Origin of the sequence: Streptacidiphilus sp. P02-A3a (genome assembly GCF_014084105.1) — a bacterium.
GTDB lineage: Bacteria > Actinomycetota > Actinomycetes > Streptomycetales > Streptomycetaceae > Streptacidiphilus.
Window position 1 is genome coordinate 2850062 of the sequence record NZ_CP048289.1, and the last position, 15821, is coordinate 2865882.

The 15821-nt window shown below is 67.6% G+C and carries 9 protein-coding genes and 3 rRNA genes; 11 read left to right on the forward strand and 1 reads right to left on the reverse strand.

Annotation, left to right across the window (positions count from 1 at the left end; translation table 11 throughout):
- Window positions 1-61: 61 nt before the first annotated feature.
- From GXP74_RS12935 to GXP74_RS12985, 11 genes are all read left to right on the forward strand, one after another.
- Window positions 62-1580 (forward strand): 16S ribosomal RNA (locus GXP74_RS12935).
- 304 nt (window positions 1581-1884) lie between these two features.
- A 23S ribosomal RNA gene (locus GXP74_RS12940) occupies window positions 1885-5005 on the forward strand.
- Between the two features lie 81 nt (window positions 5006-5086).
- Window positions 5087-5203 (forward strand): 5S ribosomal RNA (rrf, locus tag GXP74_RS12945).
- The 16S, 23S and 5S rRNA genes sit together here, the layout of an rRNA operon.
- A 178-nt stretch (window positions 5204-5381) precedes the next feature.
- Complete coding sequence (pgsA, locus tag GXP74_RS12950; protein ID WP_182451634.1) at window positions 5382-5990, forward strand: CDP-diacylglycerol--glycerol-3-phosphate 3-phosphatidyltransferase; 609 nt, start codon at window positions 5382-5384, stop codon at window positions 5988-5990.
- A gap of 42 nt (window positions 5991-6032) precedes the next feature.
- Window positions 6033-8534 carry a mannose-1-phosphate guanyltransferase gene (locus GXP74_RS12955; protein WP_182451635.1) on the forward strand — a complete coding sequence of 834 codons (2502 nt, stop codon included), beginning with the start codon at window positions 6033-6035 and terminating at the stop codon, window positions 8532-8534.
- A gap of 839 nt (window positions 8535-9373) precedes the next feature.
- On the forward strand, window positions 9374-9898 hold the full coding sequence (locus tag GXP74_RS42090; RefSeq protein ID WP_182451636.1) for an FHA domain-containing protein: 525 nt from the start codon (window positions 9374-9376) through the stop codon (window positions 9896-9898).
- A 57-nt stretch (window positions 9899-9955) separates the two neighbouring features.
- Complete coding sequence (locus tag GXP74_RS12965; RefSeq protein ID WP_182451637.1) at window positions 9956-10672, forward strand: MerR family transcriptional regulator; 717 nt, start codon at window positions 9956-9958, stop codon at window positions 10670-10672.
- 83 nt (window positions 10673-10755) lie between these two features.
- Window positions 10756-11229, forward strand: coding sequence for a bifunctional nuclease family protein (locus tag GXP74_RS12970; protein WP_182451638.1), 474 nt, complete (start codon window positions 10756-10758; stop codon window positions 11227-11229).
- A 228-nt stretch (window positions 11230-11457) separates the two neighbouring features.
- Window positions 11458-12141, forward strand: a complete 684-nt coding sequence (locus GXP74_RS12975; protein WP_182451639.1) for a MerR family transcriptional regulator — start codon at window positions 11458-11460, stop codon at window positions 12139-12141.
- Between the two features lie 48 nt (window positions 12142-12189).
- A complete protein-coding gene (locus GXP74_RS12980) occupies window positions 12190-12918 on the forward strand; it encodes a vancomycin high temperature exclusion protein (RefSeq protein WP_182451640.1) in 729 nt (242 codons plus the stop codon).
- 45 nt (window positions 12919-12963) lie between these two features.
- A complete protein-coding gene (locus GXP74_RS12985) occupies window positions 12964-14415 on the forward strand; it encodes a DNA polymerase IV (RefSeq protein WP_182451641.1) in 1452 nt (483 codons plus the stop codon).
- Window positions 14416-14454: 39 nt separating this feature from the next.
- On the opposite strand, the gene GXP74_RS12990 is transcribed toward GXP74_RS12985, so the two are convergent.
- Complete coding sequence (locus tag GXP74_RS12990) at window positions 14455-15792, reverse strand: PRC and DUF2382 domain-containing protein (RefSeq protein ID WP_182451642.1); 1338 nt, start codon at window positions 15790-15792, stop codon at window positions 14455-14457.
- Window positions 15793-15821: the final 29 nt, after the last annotated feature.

Here is a 15821-nt window from a genome sequence, read left to right on the forward strand (position 1 = left end):
CGGCTATTCCGCCGGTTGCTGTGCCGCTCAACGCGTGTGGTGACCCGATTACGGGTAATCATTCACGGAGAGTTTGATCCTGGCTCAGGACGAACGCTGGCGGCGTGCTTAACACATGCAAGTCGAACGGTGAAGCCCTTCGGGGTGGATCAGTGGCGAACGGGTGAGTAACACGTGGGCAATCTGCCCCAGATTCTGGGACAACACCGGGAAACCGGTGCTAATACCGGATACGACGCATCTCCGCATGGGGTGTGCGTGGAAAGCTCCGGCGATCTGGGATGAGCCCGCGGCCTATCAGCTTGTTGGTGGGGTAATGGCCTACCAAGGCGACGACGGGTAGCCGGCCTGAGAGGGCGACCGGCCACACTGGGACTGAGACACGGCCCAGACTCCTACGGGAGGCAGCAGTGGGGAATATTGCACAATGGGCGAAAGCCTGATGCAGCGACGCCGCGTGAGGGATGACGGCCTTCGGGTTGTAAACCTCTTTCAGCAGGGAAGAAGCGCAAGTGACGGTACCTGCAGAAGAAGCACCGGCTAACTACGTGCCAGCAGCCGCGGTAATACGTAGGGTGCGAGCGTTGTCCGGAATTATTGGGCGTAAAGAGCTCGTAGGCGGCTTGTCGCGTCGGATGTGAAAGCCCGGGGCTTAACTCCGGGTCTGCATTCGATACGGGCAGGCTAGAGTGTGGTAGGGGAGATCGGAATTCCTGGTGTAGCGGTGAAATGCGCAGATATCAGGAGGAACACCGGTGGCGAAGGCGGATCTCTGGGCCATTACTGACGCTGAGGAGCGAAAGCGTGGGGAGCGAACAGGATTAGATACCCTGGTAGTCCACGCCGTAAACGTTGGGAACTAGGTGTGGGTCACATTCCACGTGGTCCGCGCCGCAGCTAACGCATTAAGTTCCCCGCCTGGGGAGTACGGCCGCAAGGCTAAAACTCAAAGGAATTGACGGGGGCCCGCACAAGCAGCGGAGCATGTGGCTTAATTCGACGCAACGCGAAGAACCTTACCAAGGCTTGACATATACCGGAAACGGCCAGAGATGGTCGCCCCCTTGTGGTCGGTATACAGGTGGTGCATGGTTGTCGTCAGCTCGTGTCGTGAGATGTTGGGTTAAGTCCCGCAACGAGCGCAACCCTCGTTCTGTGTTGCCAGCGGGTTATGCCGGGGACTCACAGGAGACTGCCGGGGTCAACTCGGAGGAAGGTGGGGACGACGTCAAATCATCATGCCCCTTATGTCTTGGGCTGCACACGTGCTACAATGGCCGGTACAATGAGCTGCGATACCGCGAGGTGGAGCGAATCTCAAAAAGCCGGTCTCAGTTCGGATTGGGGTCTGCAACTCGACCCCATGAAGTCGGAGTTGCTAGTAATCGCAGATCAGCATTGCTGCGGTGAATACGTTCCCGGGCCTTGTACACACCGCCCGTCACGTCACGAAAGTCGGTAACACCCGAAGCCGGTGGCCTAACCCGTAAGGGAAGGAGCTGTCGAAGGTGGGACCAGCGATTGGGACGAAGTCGTAACAAGGTAGCCGTACCGGAAGGTGCGGCTGGATCACCTCCTTTCTAAGGAGCACTTCTCCTGGCTTCGGTCGGGCAGAGGCCAGTTCATCGGCGAATGTCCGGTGCTGGTAGCTCATGGGTGGAACGTTGACTATTCGGCACGATCAGTTGGTCATGGTTAGTACTGCGCTTCGGCGCGTGGAACGCGGTGGTTGGTTGGTTGTGTCGGGCACGTTGTTGGGTCCTGAGGGCGCGGCCGTATGGCTGGTCTTCAGACGCCGACCCCAGTGTACTTCACGCTTCGTGTGTGGGGGTGATGGGTGGTTGGTCGTTGCTTGAGAACTGCACAGTGGACGCGAGCATCTGTGGCCAAGTTTTTAAGGGCGCACGGTGGATGCCTTGGCACTAGGAACCGATGAAGGACGTGGGAGGCCGCGATAGGCCCCGGGGAGCTGTCAACCGAGCTTTGATCCGGGGGTGTCCGAATGGGGAAACCCGGCAGTCGTCATGGGCTGTCACCCGCTGCTGAACACATAGGCAGTGTGGAGGGAACGCGGGGAAGTGAAACATCTCAGTACCCGCAGGAAGAGAAAACAACCGTGATTCCGAGAGTAGTGGCGAGCGAAATCGGATGAGGCTAAACCGTTGTGGTGTGATACCCGGCAGGGGTTGCCACTTCGGGGTCGTGGGATTGTACTTCAGTCGTCTGCCGGCGGCTGGGCGAGTCAGAAACCGTATGGGTAGTCGAAGGACATGCGAAAGGTCCGGCGTAGAGGGTAAGACCCCCGTAGACGAAATCTGTACGGCTTGCTTGTACAACTCCCAAGTAGCACGGAGCCCGAGAAATTCCGTGTGAATCTGGCGGGACCACCCGCTAAGCCTAAATATTCCCTAGTGACCGATAGCGGACAGTACCGTGAGGGAATGGTGAAAAGTACCGCGGGAGCGGAGTGAAATAGTACCTGAAACCGTGTGCCTACAAGCCGTGGGAGCGTCGCAGCGTGTGCTTGCACATGTTGTCGTGACTGCGTGCCTTTTGAAGAATGAGCCTGCGAGTTTGCGGTGTGTTGCGAGGTTAACCCGTGTGGGGTAGCCGTAGCGAAAGCGAGTCCGAATAGGGCGATTGAGTAGCGCGCCCAAGACCCGAAGCGGAGTGATCTAGCCATGGGCAGGTTGAAGCGCGGGTAAGACCGTGTGGAGGACCGAACCCACCAGGGTTGAAAACCTGGGGGATGACCTGTGGTTAGGGGTGAAAGGCCAATCAAACTCCGTGATAGCTGGTTCTCCCCGAAATGCATTTAGGTGCAGCGTCGCGTGTTTCTTGCCGGAGGTAGAGCACTGGATAGGCGATGGGCCCCACCGGGTTACTGACCTTAGCCAAACTCCGAATGCCGGTAAGTGAGAGCGCGGCAGTGAGACTGTGGGGGATAAGCTCCATGGTCGAGAGGGAAACAGCCCAGAACACCGGCTAAGGCCCCTAAGCGTGTGCTAAGTGGGAAAGGATGTGGAGTCGCAGAGACAACCAGGAGGTTGGCTTAGAAGCAGCCACCCTTTAAAGAGTGCGTAATAGCTCACTGGTCAAGTGATTCCGCGCCGACAATGTAGCGGGGCTCAAGTACACCGCCGAAGCCGTGTCATTGCAGCTTAACTCCTAACGGGGGCTGTGATGGGTAGGGGAGCGTCGTGTGCCGGGTGAAGCGGCGGCGGAAGCCAGTCGTGGACGGTATACGAGTGAGAATGCAGGCATGAGTAGCGATACAAGAGTGGGAAACTCTTGCGCCGATTGACCAAGGGTTCCTGGGTCAAGCTGATCTGCCCAGGGTAAGTCGGGACCTAAGGCGAGGCCGACAGGCGTAGTCGATGGACAACGGGTTGATATTCCCGTACCCGCTTTGAAGCGCCAACGTCGAACCTCTGGATGCTAAGGCCGTGAAGCCGTCTCGGATCCTTCGGGTGAAGAGGAGTGGTGGAGCCGCTGATCCAACAGGGTAGTAGGTGAGCGATGGGGTGACGCAGGAAGGTAGTCCAGCCCGGGCGGTGGTTGTCCCGGGGTAAGGGTGTAGGGCGTTGCGTAGGCAAATCCGCGCAGCACGAGCCTGAGACCTGATGCCGAGCCGATTGTGGTGAAGTGGATGATCCTATGCTGTCGAGAAAAGCCTCTAGCGAGTTTCATGGCGGCCCGTACCCCAAACCGACTCAGGTGGTCAGGTAGAGAATACCGAGGCGTTCGGGTGAACTATGGTTAAGGAACTCGGCAAAATGCCCCCGTAACTTCGGGAGAAGGGGGGCCGGTTGTGGTGATGGGACTTGCTCCTTGAGCTGTGGCCGGCCGCAGAGACCAGCGAGAAGCGACTGTTTACTAAAAACACAGGTCCGTGCGAAGCCGTAAGGCGATGTATACGGACTGACGCCTGCCCGGTGCTGGAACGTTAAGGGGACCGGTTAGCTTGGTTTCGACCTGGCGAAGCTGAGAACTTAAGCGCCAGTAAACGGCGGTGGTAACTATAACCATCCTAAGGTAGCGAAATTCCTTGTCGGGTAAGTTCCGACCTGCACGAATGGCGTAACGACTTCTCGACTGTCTCAACCATAGGCCCGGTGAAATTGCATTACGAGTAAAGATGCTCGTTTCGCGCAGCAGGACGGAAAGACCCCGGGACCTTTACTATAGCTTGATATTGGTGTTCGGTTCGGCTTGTGTAGGATAGGTGGGAGACTTTGAAGCGGCCACGCCAGTGGTTGTGGAGTCGTCGTTGAAATACCACTCTGGTCGTGCTGGATGTCTAACCTGGGTCCGTGATCCGGATCAGGGACAGTGTCTGGTGGGTAGTTTAACTGGGGCGGTTGCCTCCTAAAATGTAACGGAGGCGCCCAAAGGTTCCCTCAGCCTGGTTGGCAATCAGGTGTTGAGTGTAAGTGCACAAGGGAGCTTGACTGTGAGACCGACGGGTCGAGCAGGTGCGAAAGCAGGGACTAGTGATCCGGCGGTGGCTTGTGGAAGCGCCGTCGCTCAACGGATAAAAGGTACCCCGGGGATAACAGGCTGATCTTCCCCAAGAGTCCATATCGACGGGATGGTTTGGCACCTCGATGTCGGCTCGTCGCATCCTGGGGCTGGAGTAGGTCCCAAGGGTTGGGCTGTTCGCCCATTAAAGCGGTACGCGAGCTGGGTTTAGAACGTCGTGAGACAGTTCGGTCCCTATCCGCTGCGCGCGTAGGAGTCTTGAGAAGGGCTGTCCCTAGTACGAGAGGACCGGGACGGACGAACCTCTGGTGTGCCAGTTGTCCTGCCAAGGGCATGGCTGGTTGGCTACGTTCGGGAGGGATAACCGCTGAAAGCATCTAAGCGGGAAGCCTGCTTCGAGATGAGGGCTCCCACCACCTTGAGTGGTTAAGGCTCCCAGTAGACGACTGGGTTGATAGGCCGGATGTGGAAGCCCTGTGAGGGGTGGAGCTGACCGGTACTAATAGGCCGAGGGCTTGTCCATAGTTGCTACGCGTCCACTGTGTTGTTCTGAAGGAACGACCCCTACTCCGTGAGGAGTGGTGTGCGGTCAACTTCATAGTGTTTCGGTGGTCATAGCGTGAGGGAAACGCCCGGTTACATCCCGAACCCGGAAGCTAAGCCTCATAGCGCCGATGGTACTGCAGGGGGGACCCTGTGGGAGAGTAGGACGCCGCCGAACAACCTTTACTGTAGGCCCCCTGACATCACGTCAGGGGGCCTACAGGCATTTCCGGACCGGAAAAGGGAGGGCCAGGGGTCGCGCCTTCCGTTCAGTCGGGCAGCGGCGCTTGCTCCACCACGCTGACCAGGACGGTAGGGTCGCCGTACACCGTTCGTCGCGATCAGGAGGCCCCCGGGTGGAGGTACAGGAGACACGCGTTCAGACCGACCGTGTCCTCACCATCCCCAACGTGCTGAGCATGGCACGCCTCGTCGGCGTGCCCGTGTTCCTCTGGCTGGTGTTGTGGCCGGTGTTCCACGGGCCCAAGAACGACGGGTGGGCCATCGTCATCCTGATGGCCAGCGGGGTCAGCGACTACCTCGACGGCAAGCTGGCCCGCCGCTGGGGGCAGATCAGCCGTTTGGGTCAATTGTTGGACCCGCTCGCGGACCGCCTGTTCGTGCTGTCCACCATCGTCGGGCTGACCTGGCGGGGCATCATGCCGTGGTGGCTGACGGCGATCCTGCTGGCCCGGGAGGTCTTCATCGCCGCGCTGCTGCCGATCCTGCGCAGCCACGGCTACGGACCGCCCCAAGTGAACTTCCTGGGCAAGGCGGCTACGTTCAATTTGATGTACGCCTTTCCGCTGCTGCTGCTCACAACCGCGCATGGATGGCTCGGGACTGTGGCATACATCATCGGATGGGCGTTCGTCTGGTGGGGTACGGCGCTCTACTGGTGGGCAGGGATCCTGTACGCGGTCCAGACCCGCCAGCTCGTACGAGCGGGGGCCGTGGCCGACTGAGAGACTGAATCCCGCTATCGCCTCAAGGAGGGTTCACCCGACATGAAGGCCGTTGTGATGGCCGGCGGTGAGGGCACGCGCCTTCGCCCCATGACATCGAGTATGCCCAAGCCCCTACTGCCGGTTGTCAACAGACCGATCATGGAGCACGTGCTCCGGCTGCTCAAGCGGCACGGACTGATCGACACCGTGGTGACCGTGCAGTTCCTGGCCTCGCTGGTGCGGAACTACTTCGGCGACGGCGAAGAGCTCGGCATGAACCTCACCTACGCGAACGAGGAGACCCCACTCGGCACTGCGGGCAGCGTCAAGAACGCGGAGGACGCGCTCAAGGACGACTCCTTCCTGGTGATCTCCGGTGACGCGCTCACCGACTTCGACCTGACCGAGCTGATGGAGTTCCACCGCTCGAAGGGCGCGCTGGTCACCGTCTGCCTGACCCGGGTGCCGAACCCGCTGGAGTTCGGCATCACCATCCTCGACGACGAGGGACGGGTGGAGCGGTTCCTGGAGAAGCCGACCTGGGGACAGGTCTTCTCGGACACCGTCAACACCGGCATCTACGTGATGGAGCCCGAGGTCTTCGACTACGTCGCCGCCGACACCAGCGTCGACTGGTCCGGCGACGTGTTCCCGCAGCTGCTCAAGGAGGGCAAGCCGATCTACGGCTATGTCGCCGAGGGCTACTGGGAGGACGTCGGCACCCACGACAGCTATGTGAAGGCCCAGGCGGACGTCCTGGAGGGCAAGGTCGACGTCGACATCGACGGCTTCGAGATCTCGCCGGGCGTCTGGGTGGCCGAGGGCGCCGAGGTGGACCCGGAGGCGGTGCTGCGCGGTCCGCTGTACATCGGCGACTACGCCAAGGTCGAGGCCGGCGTGGAGCTGCGTGAGCACACCGTGCTCGGCAGCAACGTGGTGGTCAAGCGCGGGGCGTTCCTGCACCGCGCGATCGTCCACAGCAACGTCTACGTCGGACCGCAGTGCAACCTGCGCGGCTGCGTGATCGGCAAGAACACCGACGTGATGCGGGCCGCCCGGATCGAGGACGGGGCGGTGATCGGCGACGAGTGCCTGGTGGAGGAGGAGTCGATCATCGCGGGCAACGTCCGCGTGTACCCCTTCAAGACCATCGAGGCCGGGGCCTACATCAACACCTCGGTCATCTGGGAGTCCCGGGGCCAGGAGCACCTGTTCGGGGTGCGCGGCGTCTCCGGCATCATCAACGTCGAGATCACGCCCGAGCTGGCGGTGCGCCTCGCCGGGGCGTACGCGACCACGCTCAAGAAGGGCGCGACCGTCACCATCGCGCGTGACCACTCGCGAGGCGCCCGAGCGCTCAAGCGGGCGATGATCTCGGCCCTCCAGGCCAGCGCCATCGACGTCCGCGACCTTGAGAACGTGCCGATGCCGGTGGCCCGCCAGCAGACCGCGCGAGGCGGTAGCGCGGGTGGGATCATGCTGCGGACCACGCCCGGGATCCCGGACTCGCTGGACATCCTCTTCTTCGACGAGCGCGGCGCCGACCTGTCCCAGGCCGGGCAGCGCAAGCTCGACCGGGTCTACGCCCGGCAGGAGTACCGCCGGGCCTTCCCCGGTGAGATCGGCGACCTGACCTTCCCGTCCAGCGTCTTCGACTCGTACGCGGGCACCCTGTACCGGGCCGTGGACACCAGCGGGGTGGCCGAGGCGCAGCTGAAGGTGGTCATCGACGCCGCCCACGGCAGCGCCGGGCTGCTGCTGCCGAGCATCCTCGGGCGGCTGGGCGTCGAGTCGCTCACGGTCAACCAGGGCATGGACGAGGCCAGGCCGACCGAGACGGCCGAGGAGCGCCGGGCCGGACTGATCCGGCTGGGCTCGCTGGTGGCGTCGTCCAGGGCGGCCTTCGGGGTGCGTTTCGACCCGGTCGGGGAGCGGGTGTCCCTGGTCGACGAGCGCGGTCACATCATCGAGGACGACCGGGCACTGCTGGTGCTGCTGGACCTGGTGGCGGCCGAGGGCCGCAGCGGGCGGGTGGCGCTGCCGGTGACCACGACCAGGATCGCGGAGCAGGTCGCGGCGTACCACGGTACCCAGGTGACCTGGACCACGACCTCGCCGGACGACCTGACCCGGGCCTCCGCCGCCGAGGGCACGATCTTCGGTGGCGACGGGCGCGGCCGCTTCGTGATCCCGGAGTTCAGCGGGGTCTTCGACGGTGCGGCGGCCTTCGTCCGACTGGTCGGCCTGGTGGCCAGGACCCAGCTGACGCTCAGTCAGATCGATGCGCGGATCCCCCGGGCGCACGTCAACCGGCGCGACCTGGCGACCCCCTGGTCGGCGAAGGGCCTGGTCATGCGCTCGGTGGTGGAGGCCGCCGGGGACCGGCACGTCGACACCACGGACGGCGTACGGGTGGTCGAGTCCGACGGCCGCTGGACGATGGTGGTGCCGGACCCGGCCGAAGCGGTCACCCACCTGTGGGCGGAGGGCCCGGACGACGCCTCCACCGAGGCACTGCTGGACGAATGGAGCCGGGTGGTCGAGTCCACCACCGAGCACTGATCCTGGCGGTCAACTCTTCCGGGGGTGTTCCGACACCCCCGGAAGAGTGCTGAGGTGAACCCGGCGGTTCGACTGGGTACGACCGATGGCAGGATGATCCGCGCAGGTGGAAAGGGGTGGGGGAGTGATGCGCGCAGTCGCTGCCGGAGCACCCGGACACCCCCGCGCGACCGCCCGCGGCGAGGCCGCCGTGGACCCGAGCGTGCCCGGTGCGGGTGTTCGGACGGATATGCTGCGCAGCACGTTGGCGGAACTGTGGACGCCGGGGGCGGAGGCGGTTCGGATCGACGAGGTACGCGTGGGGAACGGGCGACCGTCCGAGTTCGTCCGTCCGGCGGGTGCCGGACCAGGGGCGGCGCGGGTGTCCGCCTTGATCCAACGTGCCGATCCTGACTACGCTCACTCGGCGCAGCCATGACGGCCACCCGGGTCGGCGACGGCCCAGTCGACAAGTCTTCTCGTCCAACGTCCATGATGGCTTCACCCTGCCCCTGGGGCGGGTTCGTGTCACGCAAGGGGAATCGTCCGTGAGTCTCTTCTCGAAGCTGTTCGGCCGGAAGTCCCGTCAGGGAGCCGTCGAGGCGCCGACGGCCCGGCACCGCAGGGCCGGCGAGGAGGGTTACGGCACCGCTGTACCCGAGATGCGCGGCCCGGGCGAAGGGGAGTCCTTCGCGCCCGCCGCCGAGCGTCCGCTGTACCGCGAGGGGGTCCGACACGCTGAGGGTGCGGGTGGGGCCCGGATAGCGCCCGAGGCGGTAGCCTCAACCTCTGGTGGAGGGTTTCCGGGCGGGCCCACGGGGCCTGCCGGGTCGGGTGATTCGCAACAGGAGGCCACAGGCATGGCGGTGTGCGGCCGGTGCGGAAGCAGCAACCCGGAGGCGGCGCGGTTCTGCTCGTACTGCGGTGCTCCGCTGGGTGCCCGCGGCGCGGCCGAGCGGCCCTCGGAGCAGACGTCCACCATCTCCATCTCGGGTCTTGAGGCCTACGACCCCGAGGTCTCCCAGAACGTCCAGCCGACCATCTCCCCCGAGGCGCAGGCCGCGGTGGACGCGCTGCCGCCGGGCTCGGCGCTGCTGATCGTGCGGCGCGGTCCGAACTCCGGTAGCCGCTTCCTGCTGGACACCGAGGTCACCACGGCGGGGCGGCACCCGCAGAGTGACATCTTCCTGGACGACATCACCGTCTCGCGGCGGCACGTCGAGTTCCGGCGCGGCCCGCAGGGCTTCTCGGTGGCCGACGTCGGCAGCCTGAACGGCACCTACGTCAACCGTGAGCGCATCGACGAGGTGCCGCTGAGCACCGGCGACGAGGTCCAGATCGGCAAGTACCGCGTGGTGTTCTTCGAGAGCCGCCGCGGCTTCTGAACAGCTGTGAGGAGCGTGTGAACCGAGGTGCGGACGCAGGCGGCAGGTAGACAGCAGTTGCTCAGCATCGGGGCGGTGCTCGACGTGCTGCGGGCGGAGTTCCCCGAGGTGACCATCTCCAAGATCCGTTTCCTGGAGGCGGAACGGCTGGTCGAGCCGCAGCGGACGCCCTCGGGCTACCGCAAGTTCACCGTCGGCGACGTCGACCGGCTGGCCCAGGTGCTGCGGCTGCAACGGGACCACTACCTGCCGCTCCGGGTGATCCGGGAGCACCTGGACGCGATGGACTCGGGCGAGGCGCCGCCGGCGCTGCCCGGGACCGAGGCGCCCGCGCCGGAGGCCGCCGACGGCCCGGGCCCGGTTCCGGCCCTGGAGGCCGCGATCGGCGGTCCGGCGGTGCCCGGTCCCCGGCTCGGCCGGGCGGAGCTGCTGGCGGCGGCCGGGATCGCCGAGCAGCAGCTGGCCGACTGGGAGTCCTACGGCCTGCTGGCCCCCGGCGGCGACGGCGGCTTCGACCCGGAGATGCTCCAGGTCGCCCGGCTGGTCTCGGAGCTGGGCCGGTTCGGCCTGGAACCCCGGCACCTGCGGGCGGTGAAGGCCGCCGCCGACCGCGAGGTCGGCCTGGTGGAACAGGTGGTGGCGCCGCTGCGGCGGCACCGCAACCCGCAGACCCGCGCCCACGCGGCGGCGATGGCCCGGGAACTGGCGACCCTGTCGGTGCGGTTGCACGCGGCGCTGGTCCAGGCCGGGCTGCGGACCCGGATCGGCAGCTGAGCCGGTGCCGTCCGGTGCCTCGGACGCACACCCACTGCCTTGAGAACTGGAGTATCGGGCCGTAGCACCCTAGGGTTGCAGATGTGAACGAGCTAGACGTTGTGGGTGTCCGGGTGGAGATGCCCTCCAACCAACCGATCGTCCTCCTGCGCGAGGTCGGCGGTGACCGCTACCTGCCGATCTGGATCGGCCCGGGGGAGGCCACCGCGATCGCCTTCGCCCAGCAGGGGATGACGCCTGTCCGGCCGCTCACGCACGACCTCTTCCGCAATGTGCTGGAAGCCGTCGGGCAGCAGCTGACGGCGGTGCGGATCACCGACCTGCGCGAGGGCATCTTCTACGCCGAGCTGGTCTTCGCCAGCGGGGTGGAGGTCAGTGCCCGCCCCTCCGACGCCATAGCTCTGGCGCTGCGCACCGGGACGCCGATCTACGGCAGCGACGGGGTGCTGGACGAGGCCGGGATCGCCATCCCGGACGAGCAGGAGGACGAGGTCGAGCGGTTCCGGGAGTTCCTGGACCAGATCTCGCCCGAGGACTTCGGCAGCAGCAACCAGTGACCGGTCACTGACCCGCTGCCCGACCGGCCCGGCTCGGGCCATCCGCCTCGTCTACCCCCGTTTCGGTCACGCTAAACCACTCCTGGGGCTGACATCACTCGCCGTGCCCAGCGTGGCGATCGTTGACGCGCGTGGGCCAACTGCCTACCGTCGGGTGTGGACGTCAGGGGAGCGCTGCCGCGCACCCCACCGCGGCGGTCCAGTTGTGACGAGTGGACGGAGGGCCGCGTGAGCAGCACCGGCGAGAGCACAGCTGCGGGTGGGTCCTGCCCCCTCCATTCCCCGGCGGCCCAGGCGACGGTCGCGCCGCGCTCGCCGCGCGGTGGCTGGGAGGCGGTCGCGGTCAGGTCGCAGCCGATCCCGCAACCCCGGGTCGGCCTGGAGCAGCTGCCCGCGGCCGCGGCGCCCGAGCCGACCTCGGCGCTGGTCGGCTACCGCGGCCCGACCGCCTGCTCGGCGGCCGGGATCACCTACCGGCAGCTGGACTACTGGGCCCGGACCGGCCTGGTCGAGCCGAGCGTGCGGGCCGCGCAGGGCTCCGGCACCCAGCGCCTCTACTCCTTCCGCGACGTACTGGTGCTGAAGGTGGTCAAGCGGCTGTTGGACGCCGGGGTGTCGCTGCAGAGCATCCGCGCCGCGGTCACCCATCTGGCCTCCTGCGAGCCCGGCGACCTGTCCGGGATCACGCTGATGAGCGACGGCGCCACGGTGTACCAGTGCACCTCGCCGCACCAGGTGATGGAACTGCTGGAAGCCGGTCAGGGCGTGTTCGGCATCGCCCTCGGCGCGGCCTGGCGCGAACTCGACGCCTCGTTGCGGACCCTGCACGCCGAGCGGACCGACACCGGCGAGAACCTGGCCGGGTACGACCCCGGCGACGAACTGGCCCGGCGGCGCAACCGCGCGGGCTGATCCCGGCGTCCGCTCGGTGTCAGGGGACAGCGCGCGGGGAGGGCCGGGATGCGGGCACGGGCGGGGCTGGGGCAGTGGGCGGGGCGAATACCGGGACGGCTGGAGGAGCGGGTCCGGCGGCTCGGCCGCTCGCTGCGCACCCGGCGCGGGCAGCGGCGGGCGGTGCAACTGGTGGCCGCGCTCGCGGTGCTGGCGCTGCTGCCCCCGGCCTGGCTGTTCGTGAGCACCGGCAGCCGACTGCGGACCGTGGCCGACGCGCCGTCGGAGCCGGTGGCGGTGGTCTTCGGCGCCGGGCTCAACCCCGACGGCACCCCCAGCGACTACCTGGCCGAGCGGCTGGACACCGCGCTCGACCTCTACCACCTGGGCAAGGTCAAGGCCTTCCTGGTCACCGGCGACAACGACCGGGCCAGCTACGACGAGCCCGACGCCATGCGCGACTACCTGCTGCGGCACGGCGTCCCCTCGGACCGGGTCGTCCGCGACTACGCCGGGTTCCACACCTGGGACTCCTGCTCCCGCGCGCGGCGGATCTTCGGCGTCCGCAGCGCCCTGCTGGTCAGCCAGGGGTTCCACATCCGCCGGGCGGTGGCGCTGTGCCGCTCGGCCGGGATCGACGCCTACGGGGTCAGCACCACTCAGCCGCACGACGTCACCTGGTACTACGGCGCGGCGCGGGAGATCCCGGCGGCCGGTGAGGCCCTGCTGGACGTACTGTTCCAGCCCGATCCGACCTACCTCGGCCCGCAGGTGGGCTCACTGGCGCGGTGGCGGTAGGCGCGGCTGGGCTCGACTGTCGTACCCGTGCGCGATGATCGGCGTATGCGGTCCCTGCCGTCGATCCTGCACCTCGACATGGACGCCTTCTTCGCGTCGGTGGAGCAGGCGTCCAAGCCGAGCCTGCGCGGAAAACCCGTGGTGGTGGGCGGCCTCAGCGGCCGGGGCGTGGTGGCCACCGCCTCCTACGAGGCGCGGCGGTTCGGCGTGCACTCCGCCATGCCGATGGCGCAGGCCCGGCGGCTCTGTCCGAACGCCGCCTTCCTGGTGCCGCGCTTCGAGCTGTACCGGCAGGTCAGCGACTTCGTGATGGGGCTGCTGCGGGAGCTCTCACCGCTGGTCGAACCGCTCAGCGTGGACGAGGCCTTCGTCGACCTGGAGGCCGGTCCCTACGGCGAGCTGCTCCGCGCGGGAGCGCCGGCCGAGGGGGTGGAGCTGGTCCGGGCGGTCGGCGAGGACCTGCGCGCCGACATCCTGACCGGCGTCGGGCTGACCGCCTCGGTCGGCCTGTCCGGCACCAAGTTCCTCTCCAAGATCGCCTCCGAGCAGGCCAAGCCGGACGGCCTGGTGCTGATCGAGCCGGGCCGGGAGCGGGAGATACTCGCCGAGCTGCCGGTCCGGGCGCTGCCGGGGGTCGGCCCGGCGACCGCCGAGACGCTGCGCCGGGTCGGGCTCACCCGGATCTCCGAGGTGGCGCGGACCCCCGAGGACGAGCTGGTGCGGCTGCTCGGCCGGGCGCACGGCGCTGGGGTGCACGCGCTGGCGCTGGGCCGGGACGAGCGTCCGGTGGTCGCCGAGCGCGACGCCAAGTCGGTCTCGGTGGAGGACACCTTCGAGGTCGACCTGGCCGACGTCGACCGGATCCGGTTCGAGCTGGACCGGCTGGCCGCCCGCTGCGTGCGTCGGCTGCGCGACGCCGGGCGGTCCGGGCGGACGGTGGTGATCAAGGTGCGGCGGTTCGACTTCACCACGCTGACCCGGTCCGAGACGCTGCCGTCGCCGACCGACGACCCGTTGGTGATCTCGGCCATGGCCCGTCGGCTGCTGGCGCAGGTGGAGCTCGTCGGCGGCGTCCGGCTGCTCGGCGTCGGCGTGTCCGGCCTCGCCGACTTCACCCAGGAGGACCTGTTCGCCCAGGCCCAGCGCGAGGCCGAGGCGGCCGAGGCGGCGGAGGCGGCGGCGGACGAGCCGGGCGAGGGTGAACCGGAGTCCGACGCCGCCTACGGCGGTCCGGACGCGCCGCGTGCCTTCCACCCGGGCGCGGCCCCCGCCCGCCGCTGGATGCCGGGCCAGGACGTGACGCACACCGAGTACGGCCCCGGATGGGTCCAGGGCAGCGGGGTGGGCCGGGTCACCGTGCGGTTCGAGGTCCCCGGTGCGGTCCCCGGCCGGGTCCGCACCTTCGCGGTCGACGACCCCGAGCTCACCCCGGCGTCCCCGCTGCCGCTGTCCGGCGGCGCCCAGTCGCCCGCCGCGGACAGCGCGGCGCCCCGGTAGCGCGGTCGCCACCGGGGCGCGAGGAGCGCGCGGCGCCGGTCAGGCGCCGATGGCGTGCCCGGGGTCACCCGAGGAGCGCGGGTAGGAGCCCGTGTCCCCGGTACGCGGGAAGGGCTCAGGGCGGGCACCGGTGGCCGGTCCCGACCCGGGGTTGGCCCCGGGCACGGCGGTCGGACCGGAGGCCCGGGTGCTGTCCTGCACCTGGATGTGCTCGCGGTGCAGCTCGTCGCGGACGATCTGCTCCTCGGTGAACCGCTCGGTGACCAGCCGGATCCGCTCCACCGGGACCACTGCCTTGCGGACGATCACCCGCTCCTCGTGCAGGGTCACCTCCTCGGTGCTCTCGGTGATCTCCTGGTCGGTCAGCTGCGCCCGCTCGTCCGCGCCCACCGGTACCCGCTCCACCCGGATCCGCTCGCGGACCACCGGCACCCGGCGCTCCACCTGCTCCGAGGTGACGTAGCGGCGCAGCCGGGCGTGGCCGAGGACGCTCCACTCGGTGGAGATGTCCAGGCGCTCCTCGCGGCAGACGAACTCGATCGGCTCCGGCACCGCACTGCTGGCCGCGTTGCCCCCGGCGGGCCGGCCGACCAGCGGGTCGGTCAGCGGGTCCGGCGTGGGCCGGGTGACCGAGACCGGTGCGGGCTGCTGCGGCGCGGCGGCTGGGGCGGCGGCGGGCTGCGGCGCGGCGGACTGCGGCGTGGACTGGGCCGACTGGGGCTGGGCCGACTGGGGCTGCGGCGACTGGGACTGGGCCGACTGGGGCTGGGGCGTCGACATGAAGGCGGCCGTCCTGCTGCTGGGGGATTCGGTGGGCGCGGCGACCGTTGGCATGGACTGCGTCGACTCCGGGCCGGGCGCCGCCGCCGCGGGCTGCTGCGGCGCGGTGGCGGTCTTGGACGGCTCGGGCGCGGCCACGGCGGCGGCGGCACCGGCAGCGGCGGCAGCCGTCCCGGCGGTCCTGGCCTCGCCGCCCGCCGTCGTCCCGGCCGTCGTCCCGGCCGCGGTGCCGGAGCCGTTGCCGTTGGCCGAGCCGGAACCGGAGCCGTCCTGACCGGCCCCGGCCGGGAGCTCCAGGCCGTAGTAGCGGTAGAGCTGCAACTCCTGCGCGGGCGAGAGGTGCTGCCCGACACCGAAGTCGGGAGAGTCCTTGACCTGCGACTTGTCGTACGGCACCCGCAGCTCGTCGCTGACGAACTCGCTGGTGGTGAGCGGGACGAAGGCGTCCCGGCCGAAGAGGCCGGTGCGCACGGCCGCCCACTCCGGCTCGCCGGTCGCGTCGTCGAGGTACACCTCGTCGATGGTGCCGATCTTGTCGCCGTTGCGGTCCACAGCCTTGTGGCCGATCAGGTCCCTGGGGTCGATCTCGGTCTGCACGGCTCGTCCACTCCTTACGGCGGGGATGC

What these genes read in the sequence shown, in the direction of transcription:
- GXP74_RS12985 (WP_182451641.1), top strand. Translation starts at nt 12,964, where the DNA reads ATGCGGTCCCTGCCGTCGATCCTGCACCTCGACATGGACGCCTTCTTC.
- GXP74_RS12955 (WP_182451635.1), top strand. Translation starts at nt 6,033, where the DNA reads ATGAAGGCCGTTGTGATGGCCGGCGGTGAGGGCACGCGCCTTCGCCCC.
- GXP74_RS12980 (WP_182451640.1), top strand. Translation starts at nt 12,190, where the DNA reads ATGCGGGCACGGGCGGGGCTGGGGCAGTGGGCGGGGCGAATACCGGGA.
- GXP74_RS42090 (WP_182451636.1), top strand. Translation starts at nt 9,374, where the DNA reads ATGGCGGTGTGCGGCCGGTGCGGAAGCAGCAACCCGGAGGCGGCGCGG.